Source organism: Pseudomonas sp. SG20052 (genome assembly GCF_031766055.1).
GTDB classification, from domain to species: Bacteria; Pseudomonadota; Gammaproteobacteria; order Pseudomonadales; family Pseudomonadaceae; genus Aquipseudomonas; species Aquipseudomonas mandelii.
In genome coordinates this window covers 81,273-100,113 of the sequence record NZ_CP134498.1, presented here as the reverse complement: position 1 = coordinate 100,113, position 18,841 = coordinate 81,273, and the positions used below count along the sequence as shown (strand labels likewise).

General features: G+C 59.8%; 20 protein-coding genes. 11 read left to right on the top strand and 9 right to left on the bottom strand.

Going from position 1 to position 18,841, the window contains the following annotated elements; genetic code table 11:
* Nucleotides 1-121 precede the first annotated feature (121 nt).
* Nucleotides 122-772: a hypothetical protein gene (locus RHP74_RS00450; protein WP_010465667.1), complete on the bottom strand. Its 651-nt coding sequence runs from the start codon at nt 770-772 to the stop codon at nt 122-124.
* A gap of 372 nt (nt 773-1,144) precedes the next feature.
* Here RHP74_RS00450 and coxB point away from each other — a divergent pair, with 372 nt between their 5' ends.
* From coxB to RHP74_RS00430, 4 genes are all read left to right on the top strand, one after another.
* On the top strand, nt 1,145-2,272 hold the full coding sequence (gene coxB / locus RHP74_RS00445; RefSeq protein WP_010465665.1) for a cytochrome c oxidase subunit II: 1,128 nt from the start codon (nt 1,145-1,147) through the stop codon (nt 2,270-2,272).
* 82 nt (nt 2,273-2,354) lie between these two features.
* Nucleotides 2,355-3,941 (top strand): cytochrome c oxidase subunit I, encoded by a 1,587-nt coding sequence (gene ctaD, locus RHP74_RS00440; protein WP_010465663.1) that lies wholly within the window; start codon nt 2,355-2,357, stop codon nt 3,939-3,941.
* Between the two features lie 126 nt (nt 3,942-4,067).
* Nucleotides 4,068-4,619, top strand: coding sequence for a cytochrome c oxidase assembly protein (locus RHP74_RS00435; protein WP_010465661.1), 552 nt, complete (start codon nt 4,068-4,070; stop codon nt 4,617-4,619).
* Between the two features lie 25 nt (nt 4,620-4,644).
* Entirely contained in the window at nt 4,645-5,532 is an 888-nt protein-coding gene (locus RHP74_RS00430) for a cytochrome c oxidase subunit 3 (protein WP_154913656.1), read from the top strand.
* Nucleotides 5,533-5,536: 4 nt separating this feature from the next.
* Here RHP74_RS00430 and RHP74_RS00425 read toward each other — a convergent pair whose 3' ends face one another.
* Nucleotides 5,537-5,740, bottom strand: coding sequence for a twin transmembrane helix small protein (locus tag RHP74_RS00425; RefSeq protein WP_010465658.1), 204 nt, complete (start codon nt 5,738-5,740; stop codon nt 5,537-5,539).
* 70 nt (nt 5,741-5,810) lie between these two features.
* On the opposite strand from RHP74_RS00425, the gene RHP74_RS00420 reads away from it, so the two are divergent.
* The 5 genes from RHP74_RS00420 to RHP74_RS00400 are packed head-to-tail and all read left to right on the top strand — an operon-like array spanning nt 5,811 to nt 9,719.
* Nucleotides 5,811-6,551 (top strand): SURF1 family protein, encoded by a 741-nt coding sequence (locus tag RHP74_RS00420; RefSeq protein ID WP_083375340.1) that lies wholly within the window; start codon nt 5,811-5,813, stop codon nt 6,549-6,551.
* Nucleotides 6,517-7,110 (top strand): hypothetical protein, encoded by a 594-nt coding sequence (locus RHP74_RS00415; RefSeq protein WP_042932974.1) that lies wholly within the window; start codon nt 6,517-6,519, stop codon nt 7,108-7,110. The genes RHP74_RS00420 and RHP74_RS00415 overlap by 35 nt, the downstream gene beginning before the upstream one ends.
* Nucleotides 7,111-7,120: 10 nt before the next feature.
* Nucleotides 7,121-8,200: a heme A synthase gene (locus tag RHP74_RS00410; RefSeq protein WP_077748827.1), complete on the top strand. Its 1,080-nt coding sequence runs from the start codon at nt 7,121-7,123 to the stop codon at nt 8,198-8,200.
* Nucleotides 8,188-9,087 (top strand): heme o synthase, encoded by a 900-nt coding sequence (cyoE, locus tag RHP74_RS00405; protein ID WP_083375341.1) that lies wholly within the window; start codon nt 8,188-8,190, stop codon nt 9,085-9,087. The genes RHP74_RS00410 and cyoE overlap by 13 nt, the downstream gene beginning before the upstream one ends.
* Nucleotides 9,084-9,719 carry an SCO family protein gene (locus RHP74_RS00400; protein ID WP_010465646.1) on the top strand — a complete coding sequence of 212 codons (636 nt, stop codon included), beginning with the start codon at nt 9,084-9,086 and terminating at the stop codon, nt 9,717-9,719. The genes cyoE and RHP74_RS00400 overlap by 4 nt, the downstream gene beginning before the upstream one ends.
* A 151-nt stretch (nt 9,720-9,870) precedes the next feature.
* On the opposite strand, the gene RHP74_RS00395 is transcribed toward RHP74_RS00400, so the two are convergent.
* The 3 genes from RHP74_RS00395 to RHP74_RS00385 form a co-directional block, all read right to left on the bottom strand.
* A complete protein-coding gene (locus tag RHP74_RS00395; RefSeq protein ID WP_154502443.1) occupies nt 9,871-10,641 on the bottom strand; it encodes a MetQ/NlpA family ABC transporter substrate-binding protein in 771 nt (256 codons plus the stop codon).
* A gap of 91 nt (nt 10,642-10,732) precedes the next feature.
* A complete protein-coding gene (locus tag RHP74_RS00390) occupies nt 10,733-11,407 on the bottom strand; it encodes a methionine ABC transporter permease (protein ID WP_010465643.1) in 675 nt (224 codons plus the stop codon).
* Nucleotides 11,407-12,414, bottom strand: a complete 1,008-nt coding sequence (locus RHP74_RS00385) for a methionine ABC transporter ATP-binding protein (RefSeq protein WP_010465641.1) — start codon at nt 12,412-12,414, stop codon at nt 11,407-11,409. Before RHP74_RS00385 ends, RHP74_RS00390 begins: the two co-directional genes overlap by 1 nt.
* A 260-nt stretch (nt 12,415-12,674) precedes the next feature.
* Between RHP74_RS00385 and katE the strand changes: the two genes are divergently transcribed.
* On the top strand, nt 12,675-14,813 hold the full coding sequence (katE, locus tag RHP74_RS00380; protein ID WP_311097137.1) for a catalase HPII: 2,139 nt from the start codon (nt 12,675-12,677) through the stop codon (nt 14,811-14,813).
* Nucleotides 14,814-14,935: 122 nt separating this feature from the next.
* Here the strand turns inward: katE and RHP74_RS00375 are convergent, their stop codons facing one another.
* The 4 genes from RHP74_RS00375 to zur are packed head-to-tail and all read right to left on the bottom strand — an operon-like array spanning nt 14,936 to nt 17,738.
* Nucleotides 14,936-15,652, bottom strand: a complete 717-nt coding sequence (locus RHP74_RS00375; protein WP_154502437.1) for a PA5502 family lipoprotein — start codon at nt 15,650-15,652, stop codon at nt 14,936-14,938.
* A 37-nt stretch (nt 15,653-15,689) separates the two neighbouring features.
* The gene (gene znuB, locus RHP74_RS00370; protein ID WP_010465635.1) at nt 15,690-16,478 is read right to left on the bottom strand and encodes a zinc ABC transporter permease subunit ZnuB; all 789 of its coding nucleotides are present in this window, start codon (nt 16,476-16,478) and stop codon (nt 15,690-15,692) included.
* On the bottom strand, nt 16,471-17,256 hold the full coding sequence (gene znuC / locus RHP74_RS00365; protein ID WP_010465634.1) for a zinc ABC transporter ATP-binding protein ZnuC: 786 nt from the start codon (nt 17,254-17,256) through the stop codon (nt 16,471-16,473). Before znuC ends, znuB begins: the two co-directional genes overlap by 8 nt.
* Nucleotides 17,256-17,738 (bottom strand): zinc uptake transcriptional repressor Zur, encoded by a 483-nt coding sequence (gene zur / locus RHP74_RS00360; RefSeq protein WP_010465632.1) that lies wholly within the window; start codon nt 17,736-17,738, stop codon nt 17,256-17,258. The genes znuC and zur overlap by 1 nt, the downstream gene beginning before the upstream one ends.
* A gap of 66 nt (nt 17,739-17,804) precedes the next feature.
* Here zur and RHP74_RS00355 point away from each other — a divergent pair, with 66 nt between their 5' ends.
* On the top strand, nt 17,805-18,725 hold the full coding sequence (locus tag RHP74_RS00355) for a metal ABC transporter solute-binding protein, Zn/Mn family (protein ID WP_311097132.1): 921 nt from the start codon (nt 17,805-17,807) through the stop codon (nt 18,723-18,725).
* The last annotated feature ends 116 nt before the right edge of the window (nt 18,726-18,841 follow it).

Below are 18,841 nucleotides of genomic sequence, written 5' to 3'. Positions count from 1 at the left end.
TAATCAATGTGGGAGCGAGCCTGCTCGCGAAGGCGGTGTATCAATCGACATAAATGTTGAATGACATATCGCAATCGCGAGCAGGCTCGCTCCCACAGGGGACGGTGCTGATTCTAAAGAATCAAGCCGCCGGCTGATCCAGCTCCAGCCCTACGCCCAGCTGGCGCGACAGGCACGGCCAGCGCTTCCAGGCGGCGCCGGTGTCCGGGCTGTTGAGTTTTTCGCGGTAGGCCTCCACGGACTCCAGCGCGAAACTGTCTTCATTGAGCATCTCATCCACAGCGTGATGCACCGCCTCATCCAGTTGGTTGGCAAAATCCTCGCCGATCAGTTGGTGGGCAATCAGGTTGGCGACCGTCATGTCCAAGGGGATCAGTGGCTGGCCAAAATGCTTGATGTACAGGTCATTGACCTCTTCCACCAACCGATGCGCCAGATAGGCTTCATCCAGCAGGCTGTCCAGGCCGACATGACCGGCCATGATTGCCGGTGGCTGGAGGAAGAACTGCTCGGCGATTGTCAGCACCGGCTTGATCTGTGATTCGATACCCGCTTCCCTGGCGACTTCATTGGCTGCGTCCAGCAGGTCTGGCACTTGCTCTATATACGCGGCCACAAAACGCGTCATCACGCCGTTGGCGTCGGCATCCGGCAATTGGATGGCGGAGTGAAGGTGTGGCAATTGAGTTTCAAGCTGACGAGTCAGCAGGCCGGTCTCGGCCTCGTGTTGTTGGGCTTTTTGGATCTGCTCGCGCAATGCGGCGGTGTTCATGAAAACTCCAGGAAACAAAGGCAATGAAATAGGGAAGACATAACTTAGCTGGCTTATGAAAAATGCTAAGACGCATTTGTCATAATTGTTTCATCCTTGAGACGCCTCCGTTATATCGATTTGCCACCACTCGTCTGCATCCTTCTCCATTCGTGACCTTGAACGCAAGTCCCAGCTGTTTCAGATCATTTACGCCATCACGTTGCGAGGTAGCAGTCGCTGTCTATACTCGGGTGGGAATGGAGTTAGCTGATGACGCCCGACTGCACACGCAGCAAGGCTCGGCGATTCAAGTTTCGTAGTCTGAAAAAGCCGCTCCCTTGCCGCAGGTGAAAGCCGGCGGGATAACAAGAACGATAAGGGGAACCCGCAATGATGCGACATCCACACGTCTGGATGGGCCTCCTGTTGTGGTCGATTTTCAGCCAGGCGCAAGCCGCCTGGACTGTGAATATGGCGCCGGGAGCGACTGAAATCAGTCACGCAGTATTTGACCTGCACATGACCATTTTCTGGATCTGTGTAGTGATCGGCATCATCGTCTTCGGCGCCATGTTCTGGTCGATGATGGTCCACCGCCGCTCCACCGGGCAGGTGGCCGCAAAATTTCATGAAAGCACCACCGTCGAAATCCTCTGGACCATCGTGCCCTTCCTGATTCTGGTGGCCATGGCGGTTCCTGCGACGGCAACCCTGATCAAGATGTACGACGCCAGTGAGCCGGATATCGATATCCAGGTCACCGGCTATCAGTGGAAGTGGCACTACAAATACCTGGGCCAGGACGTCGAATTCTTCAGCAACCTGACGACCCCTGCCGACCAGATCCACAACAAGGAAACCAAGGGCGAGCATTACTTGCTTGAGGTCGACAAGCCATTAGTGCTGCCGATTGGCGCCAAGGTGCGCTTCCTCGTGACGTCCGCCGACGTTATCCACTCTTGGTGGGTGCCGGCCTTTGCGGTCAAGCGCGATGCGATTCCGGGGTTCGTCAACGAAGCCTGGACCCGCGTCGACAAACCCGGCATCTATCGTGGCCAGTGCGCCGAACTGTGCGGCAAGGACCATGGCTTCATGCCGATCGTGGTCGAGGTCAAGGAAAAGGCCGATTACGAAAAATGGCTGGCCGAACGCAAAGCCGAATCCCTGCAGCTTAAAGAACTGACCAGCAAGGAATGGACCCTCGACGAGCTCAAGGAGCGCGGCGACAAGGTCTATCACACCGCCTGCGTCGCCTGTCACCAGGCCGAAGGTCAGGGCTTGCCGCCGATGTTCCCGGCGCTCAAAGGCTCGAAAATCGCCACCGGACCGAAGGAAGGTCACCTGAGCATTGTCTACCACGGCAAGCCGGGGACCGCGATGGCGGCGTTCGGCAAGCAGCTCTCGGAAGTCGATATCGCGGCGGTGGTGACCTACGAACGTAACGCCTGGGGCAACAACAAAGGCGACATGGTCACTCCTAAAGAAGTGCTGGAGCTGAAACAGGCGGAAAGCAAATGACCCGGTCTATTGCGCAACCAAGGAACCGGTCGGGGCAGCGCGCCCCGGCCTGCCCAGCCCATCTGTTTGCAGGAGACACGCCATGAGCGCCGTCATCGATGACCATGGTCATGCCGATCACGCCCACGGTCCCGCCAAAGGCCTGATGCGTTGGGTGCTGACCACCAACCACAAGGACATCGGCACGCTGTACCTGTGGTTTGCGTTTTCCATGTTCCTGTTGGGTGGCTCGTTCGCGATGGTGATTCGCGCCGAGCTGTTCCAGCCGGGACTGCAAATCGTCCAGCCGGAATTCTTCAACCAGATGACGACCATGCATGGTCTGGTCATGGTGTTCGGCGCGGTGATGCCGGCGTTCGTCGGCCTCGCCAACTGGATGATCCCGTTGATGATCGGCGCGCCCGACATGGCCCTGCCACGGATGAACAACTTCAGCTTCTGGCTGTTGCCGGCGGCGTTCATCCTGCTGGTGTCGACCCTGTTCACCCCCGGTGGCGGACCGAACTTCGGCTGGACGTTCTACGCCCCGCTGTCGACGACCTATGCACCGGAAAGCGTGACGTTCTTCATCTTCGCCATCCACTTGATGGGGATCAGTTCGATCATGGGTGCGATCAACGTGATTGCCACCATCCTCAACCTGCGCGCCCCCGGCATGACGTTGATGAAGATGCCGCTGTTCGTCTGGACGTGGCTGATCACCGCTTTCCTGCTGATTGCGGTGATGCCGGTGCTGGCCGGGTGCGTGACGATGATGCTGATGGACATCCACTTCGGCACCAGCTTCTTCAGTGCCGCCGGTGGCGGTGATCCGGTGTTGTTCCAGCATGTGTTCTGGTTCTTCGGTCACCCCGAGGTGTACATCATGATCCTGCCGGCCTTCGGTGCCGTCAGCTCGATCATCCCGACCTTCTCGCGCAAGCCGCTGTTTGGCTACACCTCGATGGTCTACGCCACGGCGAGCATCGCGTTCCTGTCGTTCATCGTCTGGGCGCACCACATGTTCGTGGTCGGCATTCCGCTGGTGGGCGAGTTGTTCTTCATGTACGCCACACTGCTGATCGCGGTGCCAACCGGGGTGAAAGTGTTCAACTGGGCCAGCACCATGTGGCAAGGCTCGCTGACCTTCGAGACACCGATGCTGTTCGCGGTGGCGTTCGTGATCCTGTTCTCCATCGGCGGCTTCTCCGGGCTGATGCTTGCCATTGCCCCGGCGGACTTCCAGTATCAGGACACCTACTTCGTGGTCGCGCATTTCCACTATGTATTGGTGCCGGGGGCGATCTTCGGGATCTTCGCGTCGGCCTACTATTGGTTGCCGAAATGGACCGGCCACATGTACGACGAAACCCTCGGCAAGCTGCATTTCTGGCTCTCGTTCATCGGCATGAACATGGCGTTCTTTCCGATGCACTTCGTGGGCCTGGCGGGCATGCCGCGGCGGATTCCGGACTACAACCTGCAATTCGCCGACTTCAACATGGTGTCGTCGATTGGTGCGTTCATGTTCGGCGCCACGCAGATCTTCTTCCTGTTCATCGTAATCAAGACCATCCGCGGCGGCCCGCCAGCACCCGCCAAACCGTGGGATGGCGCGGAAGGCCTGGAGTGGAGCATTCCGTCACCAGCTCCGTATCACACCTTCACTACGCCGCCGGAAGTGAAATGAACACACAAACCTATGTGGGAGCGAGCCTGCTCGCGAAGAACGATGACGCGGTCTGCCTGTTAAACCGCGGTGTTTGCTTCGCGAGCAGGCTCGCTCCCACAGGGTTCGGCGAAGAGGTTGGAAACCATGGCTGATTCGATTTCGATGAAAAAACTCGTCACCCGCCTGCTGCTGGTCGTGGTGGCGATGTTTATCTTCGGGTTTGCCCTGGTGCCGATCTATGACGTGATGTGCAAGGCGTTCGGCATCAATGGCAAGACCGCCGGGCAGTACGAGGGCGAGCAGACGGTCGACACTTCGCGACAGGTGCGTGTGCAGTTCCTGTCGACCAATTCCGCCGACATGTCCTGGGATTTCTATCCCAAAAGTGACGAACTGACGGCCAACCCGGGGGCAGTGAACGAGATGATTTTTATCGCGCACAACCCGACCGACAAACCGATGAGCGCCCAGGCAGTGCCGAGCATCGCACCCAGCAACGCGGCAGCGTACTTCCACAAGACCGAATGTTTCTGCTTTACCCAGCAAGTGCTGCAGCCCGGTCAACGGATCGAGATGCCGGTACGTTTCATCGTTGACCGCGACATGCCCAAGGAAGTGAAGCACCTGACGCTGTCCTACACGCTGTTCGATATCACCGCCCGACATCCACCGGTAGCTGTAAACACTGGCGGCTGAGCGTGCCCGATAAGGAGAACAATAAATGGCAACTCATGAACACTATTACGTACCGGCCCAGAGCAAATGGCCGATCATCGCCACCGTCGGCATGTTCGTCACCGTGTTCGGCCTGGCCACCTGGTTCAACGACCTGAAGGCTGCGCGGCCGGAATCCCACGGCCCGCTGATCTTTTTCGTCGGCGGCCTGCTGTTGGCTTACATGCTGTTCGGCTGGTTCGGCACGGTAATCAAGGAAAGTCGCAGCGGGTTGTACAGCGCCCAGATGGACCGCTCGTTCCGCTGGGGCATGAGCTGGTTCATCTTTTCGGAGGTGATGTTCTTCATCGCCTTCTTCGGTGCACTGTTTTATGTGCGGCATGTGTCCGGTCCGGCGCTCGGCGGTGAAGGCGCGAAAGGCCTGGCGCACATGCTGTGGCCGAACTTCGAGTTCGTCTGGCCGCTGTTGAACAACCCGGATCCGAAACTCTTCCCGGCACCCAAGGACGTTATCAGCCCCTGGGGCCTGCCGCTGCTCAATACCGTGTTGCTCGTGAGCTCCAGCGTCACCGTGACCATCGCCCACCACGCTTTGAAAAAGGGCCATCGCGGTGCGCTGAAAATCTGGCTGGCGATCACTGTCTTGCTCGGCTGTGCGTTCCTCGGTTTTCAGGCCGAAGAATATATCCACGCCTATCGCGAACTGGGCCTGACCCTGGGTTCCGGCATCTACGGCGCGACGTTCTTCATGCTCACCGGGTTCCACGGCGCCCACGTGACCATGGGCACCATCATTCTGTTTGTGATGCTGATGCGGGTCCTGCGCGGGCACTTCGATAACGAGCACCAGTTCGGCTTCGAGGCGGCGAGTTGGTATTGGCACTTCGTGGACGTGGTGTGGATCGGGCTGTTCGTTTTCGTCTACGTGCTCTGAGGCTTTACCAAGGCGCACTAGAAACCAACTGGCCGCTGAAAAAACCCCAGGCAATCAAGCCGACGGTGATAGCGGCCAGGGCAACACGAACACTCAAGGCAATGACGAGGCGGTTCGAGCTGCTGTCGTCCTTGACCAGAAAAAACAGGCCGCTGAACAGGCTGACAACCGTGGCAATCAGCATCAGGACGATGGCTGCTTTGAGCATGGTGGGACTCCGGGGGAAAGGCGATGCACTTGAGTATAGCTATCGCAACCAGCGACTTTCTGGCGACGCCATGAAGCGCTTCCGGCCGGGCATCGTGCCGACCCTGGTGGTCGCACTTCTATTGCCCATGCTGGTGTCACTGGGGTTCTGGCAATTGAGCCGGGGCGCGGAGAAAAGCGCGCTGCTGCACAGCTACGCCGAGCGCCGCACGGCTGAACCGATGGCCAGCACCGAGCTGCTACACACCGACGATCCAGCCTTTCGCCGGGTTCAAATTCACGGCCAGTTCGATGCCGCACACAGCCTGCTGCTGGATAACCGCCAGCGCGACGGCAAGGTCGGCGTCGAACTGCTGCAACCGTTTCAGGACCAGGCGACCGGGCTCTGGTTGCTGGTCAATCGCGGCTGGCTGCCGTGGCCGGATCGGCGTACCCCGCCGCAGTTCACGACACCGACTCAGGCCCTGAGCCTGGATGCCTGGGTCTACGTCTCCCCCGGCGCCACCTTCCAATTGCACGCCGACCCGAGCACCGCCACCTGGCCACAACTGATCACTGCCGTCGAACCCGCCAAGCTGTGGACGGCGCTCGACCGTGACGGTTTTGCCTACGAATTACGCGCAGAAGCCGGCCCCGCGTCCTACCAGGCCGATTGGCCGGTAGTGGCCATGGGGCCGGAAAAACATATCGCTTATGCCGTGCAGTGGTTCGCCATGTCGATCGCCCTGTTCGGCCTTTATCTCTATCTCGGCTGGCACAACGCAAAGGAGAAACACCATGGGAGCGGCCATGAATCCACCCAGCATGTCTGAGGCGAAAACGCCGGCGAGTCGGCGCAAGGGCCGGTTGCAGTTATTGCTGATCCTGCTGGGGGTGATCGGTCCGATGATCCTCGCCACGGGCATGTACAAGTTGCAGTTCTGGGTGCCGGAAGGCCGCAGTTATCACGGCGAGCTGATCGGCAACGGCCAGACCCGCGCCGACCTTGGCGTGCAAGCGCAGGAGGACCGTTGGCAATTGCTGGTCACGGCGCCCAAGGAGTGTTCGGTGGACTGCCAGCAGCTGGTTTATCTGGCGCGGCAGATCCAGATCGGCCTCGGTCGCGATGCCGGGCGTGCCAGTCACGCCCTGGCCGCGGCCCAACCGTTGGCGGCCGATTACGACGCCAAGCTGACCCGCGAATACCCGCAACTGCAACGCTACCCAATGGACCTGACCACTTTCACCAAAACAGCGGGAGGCAAAACCGCACCGCAACTGTGGATCATCGACCCGCACGGCAATCTGGTGCTGCGCTACGACCCGACGGTGAAGGGTAAGGACCTGCTCAACGACCTGCGTCATTTGCTGAAACTGTCGAACATCGGATAAGGGCATCGTCATGGCCAAACCTGGATTTCGCCTCGCGCTGTTTGCCACCTTGCTGGCACTGATTGTGGTGTTGCTCGGCGCCTACACCCGCCTGACCCACGCCGGCCTCGGCTGCCCGGACTGGCCGGGTTGCTACGGCTTTATCAGCGTGCCGAAAAGCGAAGCCCAACTGGCCCATGCCGAATTGCATTTTCCCGATGCACCCGTCGAAGCCCACAAAGGCTGGAACGAGATGGTCCACCGCTATTTCGCCGGCACCCTCGGGTTGTTGATTTCAGTGCTGGCCGGTCGCGCCTGGGTGCATCGTCGTCATCCGGGGCAACCGGTGAAGCTGCCGCTGTTTCTGCTGGTGGTTGTCATCGCCCAAGCGGCGTTCGGCATGTGGACGGTGACGCTCAAGCTCTGGCCGCAGGTGGTGACCGGGCATTTGCTCGGCGGTTTTGCGACCTTGAGCCTGCTGTTTTTGCTGACCTTGCGCCTGTCCGGCGTACTGCCGGCGCTGACCGTGCCACGGCGTTTGCAGCATTGGGCGACGGCCGGGTTGCTGCTGGTAATCCTGCAAATCGCCCTCGGGGGCTGGGTCAGTTCCAACTATGCAGCCGTGGCTTGCATCGACTTCCCGACCTGCCATGGGCAATGGCTGCCACCGGCTGATTTCGCCAATGGTTTTCACCTGACCCAACACATCGGCCCCAATTACCTGGGCGGGCAACTGGACAGTGATGCCCGCACAGCGATCCATCTGACTCACCGCATCGGCGCGTTGCTGGTGACGCTCGTGCTGCTGGGGCTGGCCTGGCAACTGAAAGTGGTTGGCATGACGCGCTTGGCCGCAATGGTGCTGATCGCCCTTGCGGCCCAAATCACCCTCGGCATCAGCAACGTCTTGTTCCACCTGCCGCTGCCTGTTGCGGTCGCGCACAACGCGGGGGGCGCAGCGCTGTTGCTCACGATGGTGCTGGTCAATTATCACGCGCGAACCAGCCTGGTTCGGGTCAAACAGCAAAACCTTGCACGCTGGCGGTTCAGCCCGCGTAAACACTCAGCCGGGCCCATAACAATAAAAGGAGAGATGCCATGGCGACTCTGATCGGCGAACGTCACAGTCAGGCGATCTGGCGTGACTACCTGGAGCTGACCAAGCCGAAAGTGGTGGTGCTGATGCTCATCACCTCGCTGGTCGGCATGTTCCTCGCGACCCGCGCCGGGGTGCCGTGGACGGTGCTGGTGTTCGGCAACCTGGGGATCGCGTTGTGTGCCGGGGGTGCGGCGGCGGTGAATCATGTGGTGGACCGGCGTATCGATGCAGTGATGGCGCGTACCCACAAACGTCCCTTGGCTGAAGGGCGCGTTTCACCTGCGGCGGCGCTGACATTTGCCCTGGTATTGGCGGTGCTTGGGCAAGCCGTGCTGCTGGCCTTCACCAATGCGCTGACGGCCTGGCTGACCCTCGCGTCCTTGCTCGGTTATGCGGTGATCTATACCGGTTTCCTGAAGCGCGCGACGCCGCAGAACATCGTTATCGGTGGCCTGGCCGGCGCTGCCCCGCCGTTGCTCGGCTGGACCGCGGCCACCGGTCATGTCAGCGCCGAACCCTTGTTGCTGGTGTTGATCATTTTCGCCTGGACCCCGCCTCACTTCTGGGCCCTGGCCATTCACCGCAAAGAGGAATATGCCAAGGCCAACATCCCGATGTTGCCGGTGACCCATGGCGAGCATTACACCAAGGTCCACATCCTGCTTTATACCTTCGCGCTGCTGGCGGTCAGCCTGATGCCCTACGTGATCCACATGAGCGGCATGCTTTACCTGATTTGCGCCCTGGGACTGGGCGCAAGGTTTCTGCAATGGGCCGTGGTGCTGTACCGTGGCACTCGGCCGCACGCGGCGATCAACACCTTCAAGTACTCTATCTACTACTTGTTCCTGCTGTTTATCGCGCTGCTCGTAGACCACTACTTACTGTTGAACCTATGACTCGAACTCAGAAAACCGTCTTTATCCTCGTCGCCCTGATCGCGCTGGTTCTGGGCCTGACCATCAACAAAGTGCTGTCCGGAAAAGGCCAGGGCGATCCTACGGCATTGATCGATGCCGGGATCATTTTGCTGCCGCAAAGCCGCAACCTGCCAAACGTGACGATGACCGATCAGGACGGCAAGCCGGTGATGGTCAACGAGCTGAAAGACAAATGGTCACTGTTGTTCTTCGGCTACACCTTCTGCCCCGACATCTGCCCGACCACCCTCGCCCAGCTGCGCCAGATCAAAAGTGAACTGCCGCCAGAGGCTGTGGCGAAGTTGCAGATCATCCTGGTCAGCGTCGACCCGAACCGCGACACGCCCAAGCAGCTCAAGCAGTACCTGGGCTACTTCGATCCGCAGTTCACAGGCCTGACGCCTTCGTCGATTGAAGACATTCAGAAACTGGCCAATGCGGTGAGCATTCCGTTCATTCCGGCAGACACCAGCAAGCCGAATTACACGGTTGATCACAGCGGCAACCTCGCGGTGATCGGGCCGGACGGGACACAGCGTGGCTTCATTCGTGCACCGCTGAATAACGCCAAGTTGGTGGCGCAGTTGCCGGTGATGCTCAACCGCAAATAAACACCACGCCCCCTGTAGGAGCCAGGCTCGCCGGCGAAAGCGCCCGTGAGATTGCCGTCGCCGGCAAGCCTGGCTCCTACAGGGGACGGTGTTTCAGGCATAAAAAAATGGGGCGCATTCGATGCGCCCCATTTTTTGTTAACGACTCAGATCAGAACGCCGGCAATACCGCGCCTTTGTACTTCTCGAGGATAAAGGCCTTCACTTCCGGGCTGTGCAGCGCAGCAACCAGTTTCTTCATGTCTTCGCTGTCCTTGTTGTCCGGGCGGGCAACAAGGATGTTCACGTAAGGCGAGTCGTTGCCTTCGATGACCAGCGCATCCTTGGACGGATCGAGCTTGGCTTCCAGCGCGTAGTTGGTGTTGATCAGCGCCAGGTCGACCTGGGTCAGCACGCGCGGGATGGTCGCGGCTTCCAGCTCACGGAATTTCAGGTCCTTGGTGTTCTCGGTGATGTCCTTGACCGTCGACAGGATGTTGTTGGAATCCTTCAACTTGATCAGGCCGGCCTTGGCCAGCAGCAACAGCGCGCGACCGCCGTTGGTGGCGTCGTTCGGGATCACCACGTTGGCGCCGCCTGGCAGTTCGGTCAGGGCCTTGTACTTGCTGGAGTAAGCGCCCAGCGGTTCCAGGTGTACGCCAGCAACGGCGACCAGGTCGGTGCCCTTGGCCTTGTTGAACTCATCGAGGTACGGCTGGTGCTGGAAGAAGTTGGCGTCCAGGCGTTTTTCGGCAACCTGCACGTTCGGCTGGATGTAGTCGGTGAAGACTTTGACCTTCAGGTCCACGCCGTCTTTGGCCAGGGCCGGTTTGACGAATTCGAGGATTTCAGCGTGCGGCACCGGGGTGGCTGCAACGGTCAGAGTGTCAGCGTGAGCGGAAAACGCTGCAACGGCTGCGAACGCGACGAGTAGTTTTTTCATTCAGCTAACTCCTTGTGGGTACCCGCTTGCGGCGCCTGGATTTGGCGCCTGCCAGCGAATGGCCGGCTCATGTCATGTTTACGAGAACTGTTTATTTTCTGGAGAAATGGACGACCAGTTTGTCACCAACCATTTGCAGAACCTGCACCAGCACCAGCAACAGCACCACGGTGACGATCATCACATCGGTCTGGAAACGCTGATAACCAAAACGGATCGCCAGGTCGCCCAACCCACCGGCACCGACCACACCGGCCATCGCCGTGTAGGACACCAGTGTAATAGCCGTCACCGTAATCGCCGCGTAAATGCCCGGGCGGGCTTCTGGCAGTAGGGCGTTGATGATGATCTGCCGGGTCGTCGCACCCATGGCCTGGGTGGCTTCGATGATGCCGCGATCCACTTCACGCAGGGCGGTTTCCACCAGTCGCCCGAAGAACGGCGTGGCACCCACTACCAGCGGCGGGATCGCACCGGCGACGCCGAGCGAGGTGCCGGTTATCAGCACGGTGAACGGGATCATCACGATCAGCAAAATGATGAACGGCAGCGAACGCAGGATGTTCACCACCAGCGACAGCACGGCGTATAGCGTTCTGGATTCCAGCAACTGACGCGGACTGCACAGGAACAACAACACGCCCAGCGGGAGGCCGAGCAACACGGTGAACAACAACGAACCGAAGAGCATCAGCAGGGTATCGCCGGTAGCCAGCCAGATTTCGAACCAGTCGATGTTGACGAAGAAACTTGTCAGGACTTCCATTAGCGCAGGACCTCCATGTGGACGTCAGCTGCGGTGAAGTGGGCGAACGCCGCCTCCATGTCGCCACCGGTAACAGCCAGGGTCAATTGCCCGTAAGGGACGTCTTTGATGCGGTCGATACGACCGGCCAGGATGCTGTAGTCCACGCCCGTTTCCCGAGCGACGGTCCCCAACAGTGGTGCGTAGGTCGCTTCGCCCTGGAAGGTCAGACGCACGATGCGGCCCGGCACATGGGAGAAGTCGTCACGCTGTTCGCTTTCATCAATCTGCTCGTCTTCTTGCACGAAACGTTTGGTGGTCGGGTGTTTCGGATGCAGGAACACCTGGGCCACCGAACCTTGCTCGACGATCACACCCGCGTCCATCACGGCGACCTGGTCGCAGACCCGGCGGATCACGTCCATCTCGTGGGTAATCAGGACGATGGTCAGTTTCAGCTCGCGATTGATCTCGGCCAGCAATTGCAGGACCGACGCCGTGGTCTGCGGGTCCAGGGCGCTGGTGGCTTCATCGCACAGCAGGATTTTTGGCTTGGTCGCCAGGGCGCGGGCAATGCCGACGCGCTGCTTCTGGCCGCCGGACAGCTGCGCCGGGTACTTCTTGGCGTGGTCAGACAGACCGACCCGCGCCAGCAACTCGGCGACACGCTGGTCAATCTCGCTGCGCGACAGTTCACCGGCCAGGGTCAACGGCAGCGCGACGTTGTCGGCGACGGTCTTGGACGCCAGCAGGTTGAAGTGCTGGAAAATCATCCCGACCTGCTGGCGGAAGCGGCGCAGGCTGTTGGCGTCGAGCGCGGTGACTTCTTCGCCGTCGACGAAGATCTTGCCGCCGCTGGATTCTTCCAGGCGATTGATCAGACGCAGCAGGGTACTTTTTCCCGCGCCGGAGTGACCGATCAGGCCGAAGACCTGACCGTTCTCAATCGTCAGACTGGTCGGGTGCAGGGCGGGAATATCCTTACCGGCGACGCGGTAGGTTTTGTGGACGTTTTGAAACTCGATCACGTAGCGAACCTTGTGGGGCGCGTTGGAAAAGGGTCAGCGGTTAGCCGGGCGCGCATTTTAGCCTGTCCGTATAGAGGTTATTAGCATTTATTCCGCATTCAACCTTCCATTTGGCAATAACGCGATCGAAGGTTAGAAAAAAGGAACGGCTAAAAAGCTCGCCAGTCACTAATAAGGCAACTCGAAAACGCCCCCGGTGCCGTGCCTGGGGAATGCATATAAGTCCTGGCTACGGGATCGCAACGAGGAGTTTACGACTGATGAGTACTAAAAAGCCTGCCGCACCTAAAAGCGCACTGGCCGGGACCGATACCCTGGACCGCGGCAACACCAATGCCAAGCTCGATAGCCTGGAAAAGTTTCGCTCCGACGCCACCGAACAAGCCCTGCGCACCAATCAGGGCGTGAAGGTTTCGGACAACCAGAACACGTTGAAGGTCGGCGCGCGCGGGCCGTCGTTGCTGGAAGACTTCATCATGCGTGAAAAAATCACGCATTTTGACCATGAGCGCATTCCAGAGCGCATCGTCCATGCTCGGGGCACTGGCGCTCATGGTTTTTTCCAGACCTATGAAAACCATTCCGTACTGACCAAAGCCGGTTTCCTACAAGATCCCGGCAAGAAAACCCCGGTCTTCGTGCGCTTTTCCACGGTGCAGGGTCCGCGTGGGTCAGGCGATACCGTGCGGGACGTGCGAGGTTTCGCCGTGAAGTTCTTCACCGACGAAGGCAACTTCGACCTGGTGGGCAATAACATGCCGGTGTTTTTCATTCAGGATGCAATCAAGTTCCCTGACTTCGTGCACGCGGTGAAACCGGAGCCACACAACGAAATCCCTACCGGCGGCTCGGCTCACGACACCTTCTGGGATTTCGTCTCGCTGGTGCCAGAGTCGGCGCACATGGTGATCTGGGCCATGTCCGACCGGGCGATACCGAAAAGCCTGCGCAGCATGCAGGGCTTTGGCGTACACACGTTCCGCTTGATCAATGCCGAAGGAAAATCACGCTTCGTCAAATTCCATTGGCGCCCTACCGCCGGTACTTGCTCACTGGTGTGGGATGAAGCACAGAAGCTCGCCGGTAAAGACACCGATTACCACCGCCGCGATCTGTGGGAGTCGATCGAGATGGGCGACTACCCGGAGTGGGAGTTGGGCGTGCAGGTCATCGAAGAAGAAAACGAACATAACTTCGACTTCGACATCCTCGACCCGACCAAACTGATCCCGGAAGAACTGGTGCCCATTACCCCGCTGGGCAAGATGGTGCTCAACCGCAACCCGGATAATTTCTTCGCCGAAACCGAGCAGGTTGCGTTCTGCCCGGGCCATATCGTGCCGGGCATCGACTTCTCCAATGATCCGCTGCTGCAAGGGCGGCTGTTTTCCTACACCGATACGCAGATCAGCCGACTCGGTGGGCCGAATTTTCACGAGATCCCGATCAACCGTCCCGTAGCACCCTTCCATAACGGCCAGCGGGATGCGCTGCATCGCACCACCATCGACAAGGGGCGCGCCTCCTACGAGCCGAATTCCATCGATGGCGGTTGGCCGAAAGAAACGCCGCCTGCCGCGCAGGACGGTGGATTCGAGACCTATCCGGAGCGCATCGACGCCAACAAGATTCGCCAGCGCAGCGAGTCGTTCGGCGATCACTTCTCCCAGGCGCGCCTGTTTTTCCGCAGCATGAGCAAGCACGAGCAGGAACACATCATCTCGGCGTACAGCTTTGAGCTGGGCAAGGTTGAGCGTGAATTCATCCGTGCACGTCAGGTGAACGAGATCCTGGCCAATATCGATCTGGAACTGGCCAAACGCGTGGCGCAGAACCTTGGTTTGCCGGCGCCGAAGGCTGGCACCGTCGAAGTGCGTAAAACTTCACCCGATCGCTCACCGGCCTTGAGCCAGGCCAACCTGCTGCCGGGGGATATCAAAACGCGGAAAGTGGCGATTCTGGCGGCCAACGGTGTCGATGGTGCTGCGATTGATGCGATGAAGAAGGCGCTGAAGGCAGAAGGTGCGCACGCCAAGCTGCTCGGCCCGACTTCCGCGCCAGTGACCACCGCCGATGGCAAGACACTGCCAGTGGACGCTTCAATGGAAGGCTTGCCTTCGGTGGCATTCGATGCGGTGTTCGTACCCGGTGGCGCGGCGTCGATCAAGGCGTTGAGTGGCGATGGCGTAGCGCTGCATTACCTGTTGGAAGCTTACAAACACTTGAAAGCGATTGCGCTGCATGGCGAGGCGAAGCAGTTGCTGGACGTGTTGAAGCTTGAGGTGGATGCGGGGCTGGTCGTGGGTGCGGATACCCAGTTGATCAAACCGTTCTTTGCCGCCATCGGGCAGCATCGGGTTTGGGATCGGGAGCCTAAGGCCAAGGCGATTCCGGCTTAAGGTTTTGTATCGTTAGGGAGGGCGCCTTCGCAAGCAGGCTAGCTCCCACAGGGTTTGGGTTTGATCATAGAAAGTGTAATCAACCCCAATTCACTGTGAGAGCGAGTCTGCTCGCGAAGCTTTCAGGGTTTACGCGGACTCAAGACGATCTGCGCCGGAACGTTGCGCAGGATCTGCTTCTGCAGATTCAGATCGAACTCCGAATCCAGCTTCTTCACCCGTTTAGTCAGCAACGTCGCCAACCATGGGTAATCCTGGGTACGCGGCGCCTGAATGCTGACATCGCACTGGTAATTCACCACATCGGCGGCAATCGCATCCAATTGACGGCGAAGTTTGCTCATATCCGTGAGGTTCAACGCAATTGTGGTGCTCTCAGCCGTAGGATCAATGACTTTGGCCGGTGGCTTGGCCTCGGCTGCCATGAGCGCCGCTTCAGCCCTGTCCAGTTCAGCTTTACGGGCATTGACGATGGCGTTGTTGACCCCACCCGTCAGCGCCGGAGCCTTGGGCATTAATGCCCGGGCCCGGGCCAGCGCCGTAGCGGCCGCATTTACATCGCCCTTTTGCAGCACGATCTGGCTGCGACGCAGGTAGGCTTCGGCCAATTGCCGCTGATATTGCACAAGGGACGGATCGTCTGGCGACTGGGCCTGCAAGGTCGCCAACTGGTCTTCGGCGGTGGCCAGCTCGCTGCTGGCCAGGTTTTGTTCCAGCTGCGCGATGGCCGTGGCCCGGGCATCGGTCGCCGCAGTGGTGGCCGATGGCGTGCTTTGGCAAGCGCCCAGTAGCAGCGAAAATGCGACAAGGAGCAGATAACGGGAGGCTGACAGCTTCATTCCTGCGACTCTCTATTTGCGCAAAAAACGAGCAAGTCTACACCCCTCGACGGGGCAGGACAAAACTCAGCAGAAACAGTGCGGCGGCCGTCACAACAATCGACGGGCCCGCCGGGGTGTCTTTGAACCACGACAACGCCAGCCCGCCACAGACCGCGAGCATGCCCAGCAGGCTCGCGCCCAGCGCCATCTGTTCCGGCGAGCGAGCGTGACGTTGTGCCGCAGCCGCCGGGATGATCAACAGCGAAGTAATCAGCAACACACCGACGATTTTCATCGCCACAGCGATCACCACCGCGATCAGCAACATCAGGGCCAGGCGCAGCGCCGGCACGGGCAAACCTTCCACCCGGGCCAGTTCTTCATGCACCGTGATCGCCAACAATGGCCGCCACAACGTCACCAGCAACGCGAGAACACCGGCGCTGCCACCGAGTATCCAGGCCAAGTCGGTCGGGCTGATCGCCAGCAAGTCACCGAACAGATACGCCATCAGGTCGATCCGCACTTCGTGCATGAAGCTTAGTACGACCAGGCCCAGAGAGAGCGTGCTTGGTGCGAGAATTCCCAAAAGCGTGTCGGACGCCAGCGGCTGACGCTGTTGCAACGTCACCAGCAGCACCGCCAACAGCAAGCAACCGACGGTGACGGCAACGGTAGGACTGACATCCAGCAGAAAGCCCAATGCCACGCCGAGCAAGGCCGCGTGGGACAAGGTGTCGCCGAAATAGGCCATGCGCCGCCAGACCACGAACGAACCCAGCGGTCCTGCGACCAGCGCCAAAGCCAGACCTGCAAGCAGGGCGTAGAGCAGAAAATCAGCCATGCTTGCAGCTATCTCCATGGACATGGGGTTGGGCCGTCGGGGCCGCGTTGACCACCGAACCATGCAGGTCATGGGCGTGGTCGTGGTGGTGGTGATAAATCGCCAGGCTTTGTGCGTTCTTGCCGAACAGCTCGACGAAAGCCGGATCGCCGCTGACTTGTTCCGGGTGCCCGGAGCAGCAGACATGACGATTCAGACAGACCACCTGGTCGGTGGTGCTCATGACCAGGTGCAAATCGTGGGAGACCATCAATACCCCGCAGCCGTGACGGTCGCGCAGCCGCGTGATCAGGCTGTAGAGCTCGGCTTGGCCGGCCACATCGACGCCTTGCACCGGTTCGTCGAGCACCAGCAGTTCCGGCTCACGCAGCAGGGCTCGAGCCAGCAGCACGCGCTGCATTTCGCCACCGGAAACACTTTGCACCGGGCTGTCGATCACCTGCTCGGCGCCGACTTCCTTGAGTGCCGCCAAGGCCCTGGCACGGTCCACGCCGGGCACCAGACGCAAAAAGCGCAGTACCGACAACGGCAGCGTCGGATCGACGTGAAGTTTTTGCGGCATGTAACCGACCCGCAGTTTCGGCTTGCGCCAGACGCTGCCGCTGTCCGGCTTCAACAGACCGAGCACCGCGCGCACCAGCGTGGTCTTGCCCGCGCCGTTCGGGCCGATCAGGGTGACGATCTGCCCCGGCTCGACGCTCAGCTCGATGTTATCCAGCACGTTTTGCCCGGCAAAGGTGACGACAACCTGCTCGAGGCGAATCAGCGCATTGCTCATCAAGCCCCCTGGCAACCCGAGCAGAGGCCGACCACTTCAACGGTCTGGCCTTCGACGACGAAACCGACATCCTTGGCGCTGCTGATGATCGCGTCGCTGATGGATTTCTGTTCGAGCTCAATGGCGGCGTGACATTCGCGGCAGATCAGGAATTGACCCTGGTGGGCATGCTCCGGGTGATTGCAGCCGACGAAGGCGTTGAGCGAGGAGATGCGGTGGACGAGGCCGTTTTCCAACAGGAAATCCAGCGCACGGTACACGGTAGGCGGCGCAGCGCGGCGGCCATCCTGCTCACTGAGTACCGCGAGAATGTCGTAGGCACCCAACGGCTTGTGACTTTGCCACACCAGCTCCAGCACCCGCCGACGCAAGGCGGTCAGGCGCAGGCCTTGACGTGCGCACAAGGCATCGGCCTCAGTCAGTGCGCTATGTACGCAATGAGAGTGGTCGTGGGGACGGCTGGCAATCGGTGTTTTAGGCATGAGCGGCGACGAGTTTTGTGAGAGACGTTATTATGTTACCCGTTCTCGCCTCTTCGAGTGGTCATCGTGTCCCGACTTTTTTCTATCTTTGTCACATTTGCCGCAAGTTTTCTGTTCATTGGCTCAGCTCAAGCCGACGTCAAAGTCCTCACCAGCATCAAGCCGCTACAGCTGATTGCCGCTGCGGTGCAGGACGGCGTGGCAATCCCGGAAGTGCTGCTACCACCGGGCGCTTCACCGCATAACTATGCCTTGCGTCCTTCCGACGTACGGAAGGTGCAATCGGTGGATCTGGTTTACTGGATCGGTCCGGACATGGAAGGGTTCCTGCCTCGCGTGCTGAACGGTCGAACGCTGCCGAGCATCGCTGTGCAGGATCTGCCGGGACTGAAACTTCGCCACTTCGGCGAAGACAACCATTCGCACGCGGAAGAAGCCGATGAGCATGACCACGATCATCGCCCTGGCAGCCTGGACGCGCATTTGTGGTTGTCTCCGGTAAACGCTCGCGTGATCGCCACAAAAATGGCTGCTGACTTGAGTGCAACCGATCCGGCCAACGCCATGCGTTATCAGAGCAACCTCAAGGCGTTCGATGAGCGTCTGGATGCAATGGATCTTCGCTTGAAAGCGCGTCTGGCCGGCATCGCAGGCAAACCGTACTTCGTATTCCACGAGGCCTTCGACTACTTTGAAGACGCCTACGGCCTCAATCACGCCGGCGTATTCAGCGTCGCCGCCGAAGTCCAGCCGGGCGCCCAGCACGTCGCAGCGATGCGCACGCGGTTGCAGGAAGTCGGCAAGACCTGTGTGTTCAGTGAACCGCCGTTGCGTCCGCGCCTGGCGGAAACCCTGGTGGCAGGCCTGCCGGTGAAATTGGCGGAGCTGGATGCGTTGGGCGGGTACACGCCGGCGACTGCGCAGGGGTATGAGCAGGTGCTGGAGAAGTTGGGGAATGATTTGGCGGGGTGTCTGGAGTCGTTGTAACGGCGGGATCTGCGACGCCCCATCCGCGGGCAAGCCTCGCTCCTACGGAATTTGTGCCGTTCACAGATAATGTGCACGACACAAACCTGTAGGAGCGAGGCTTGCCCGCGAAGCTG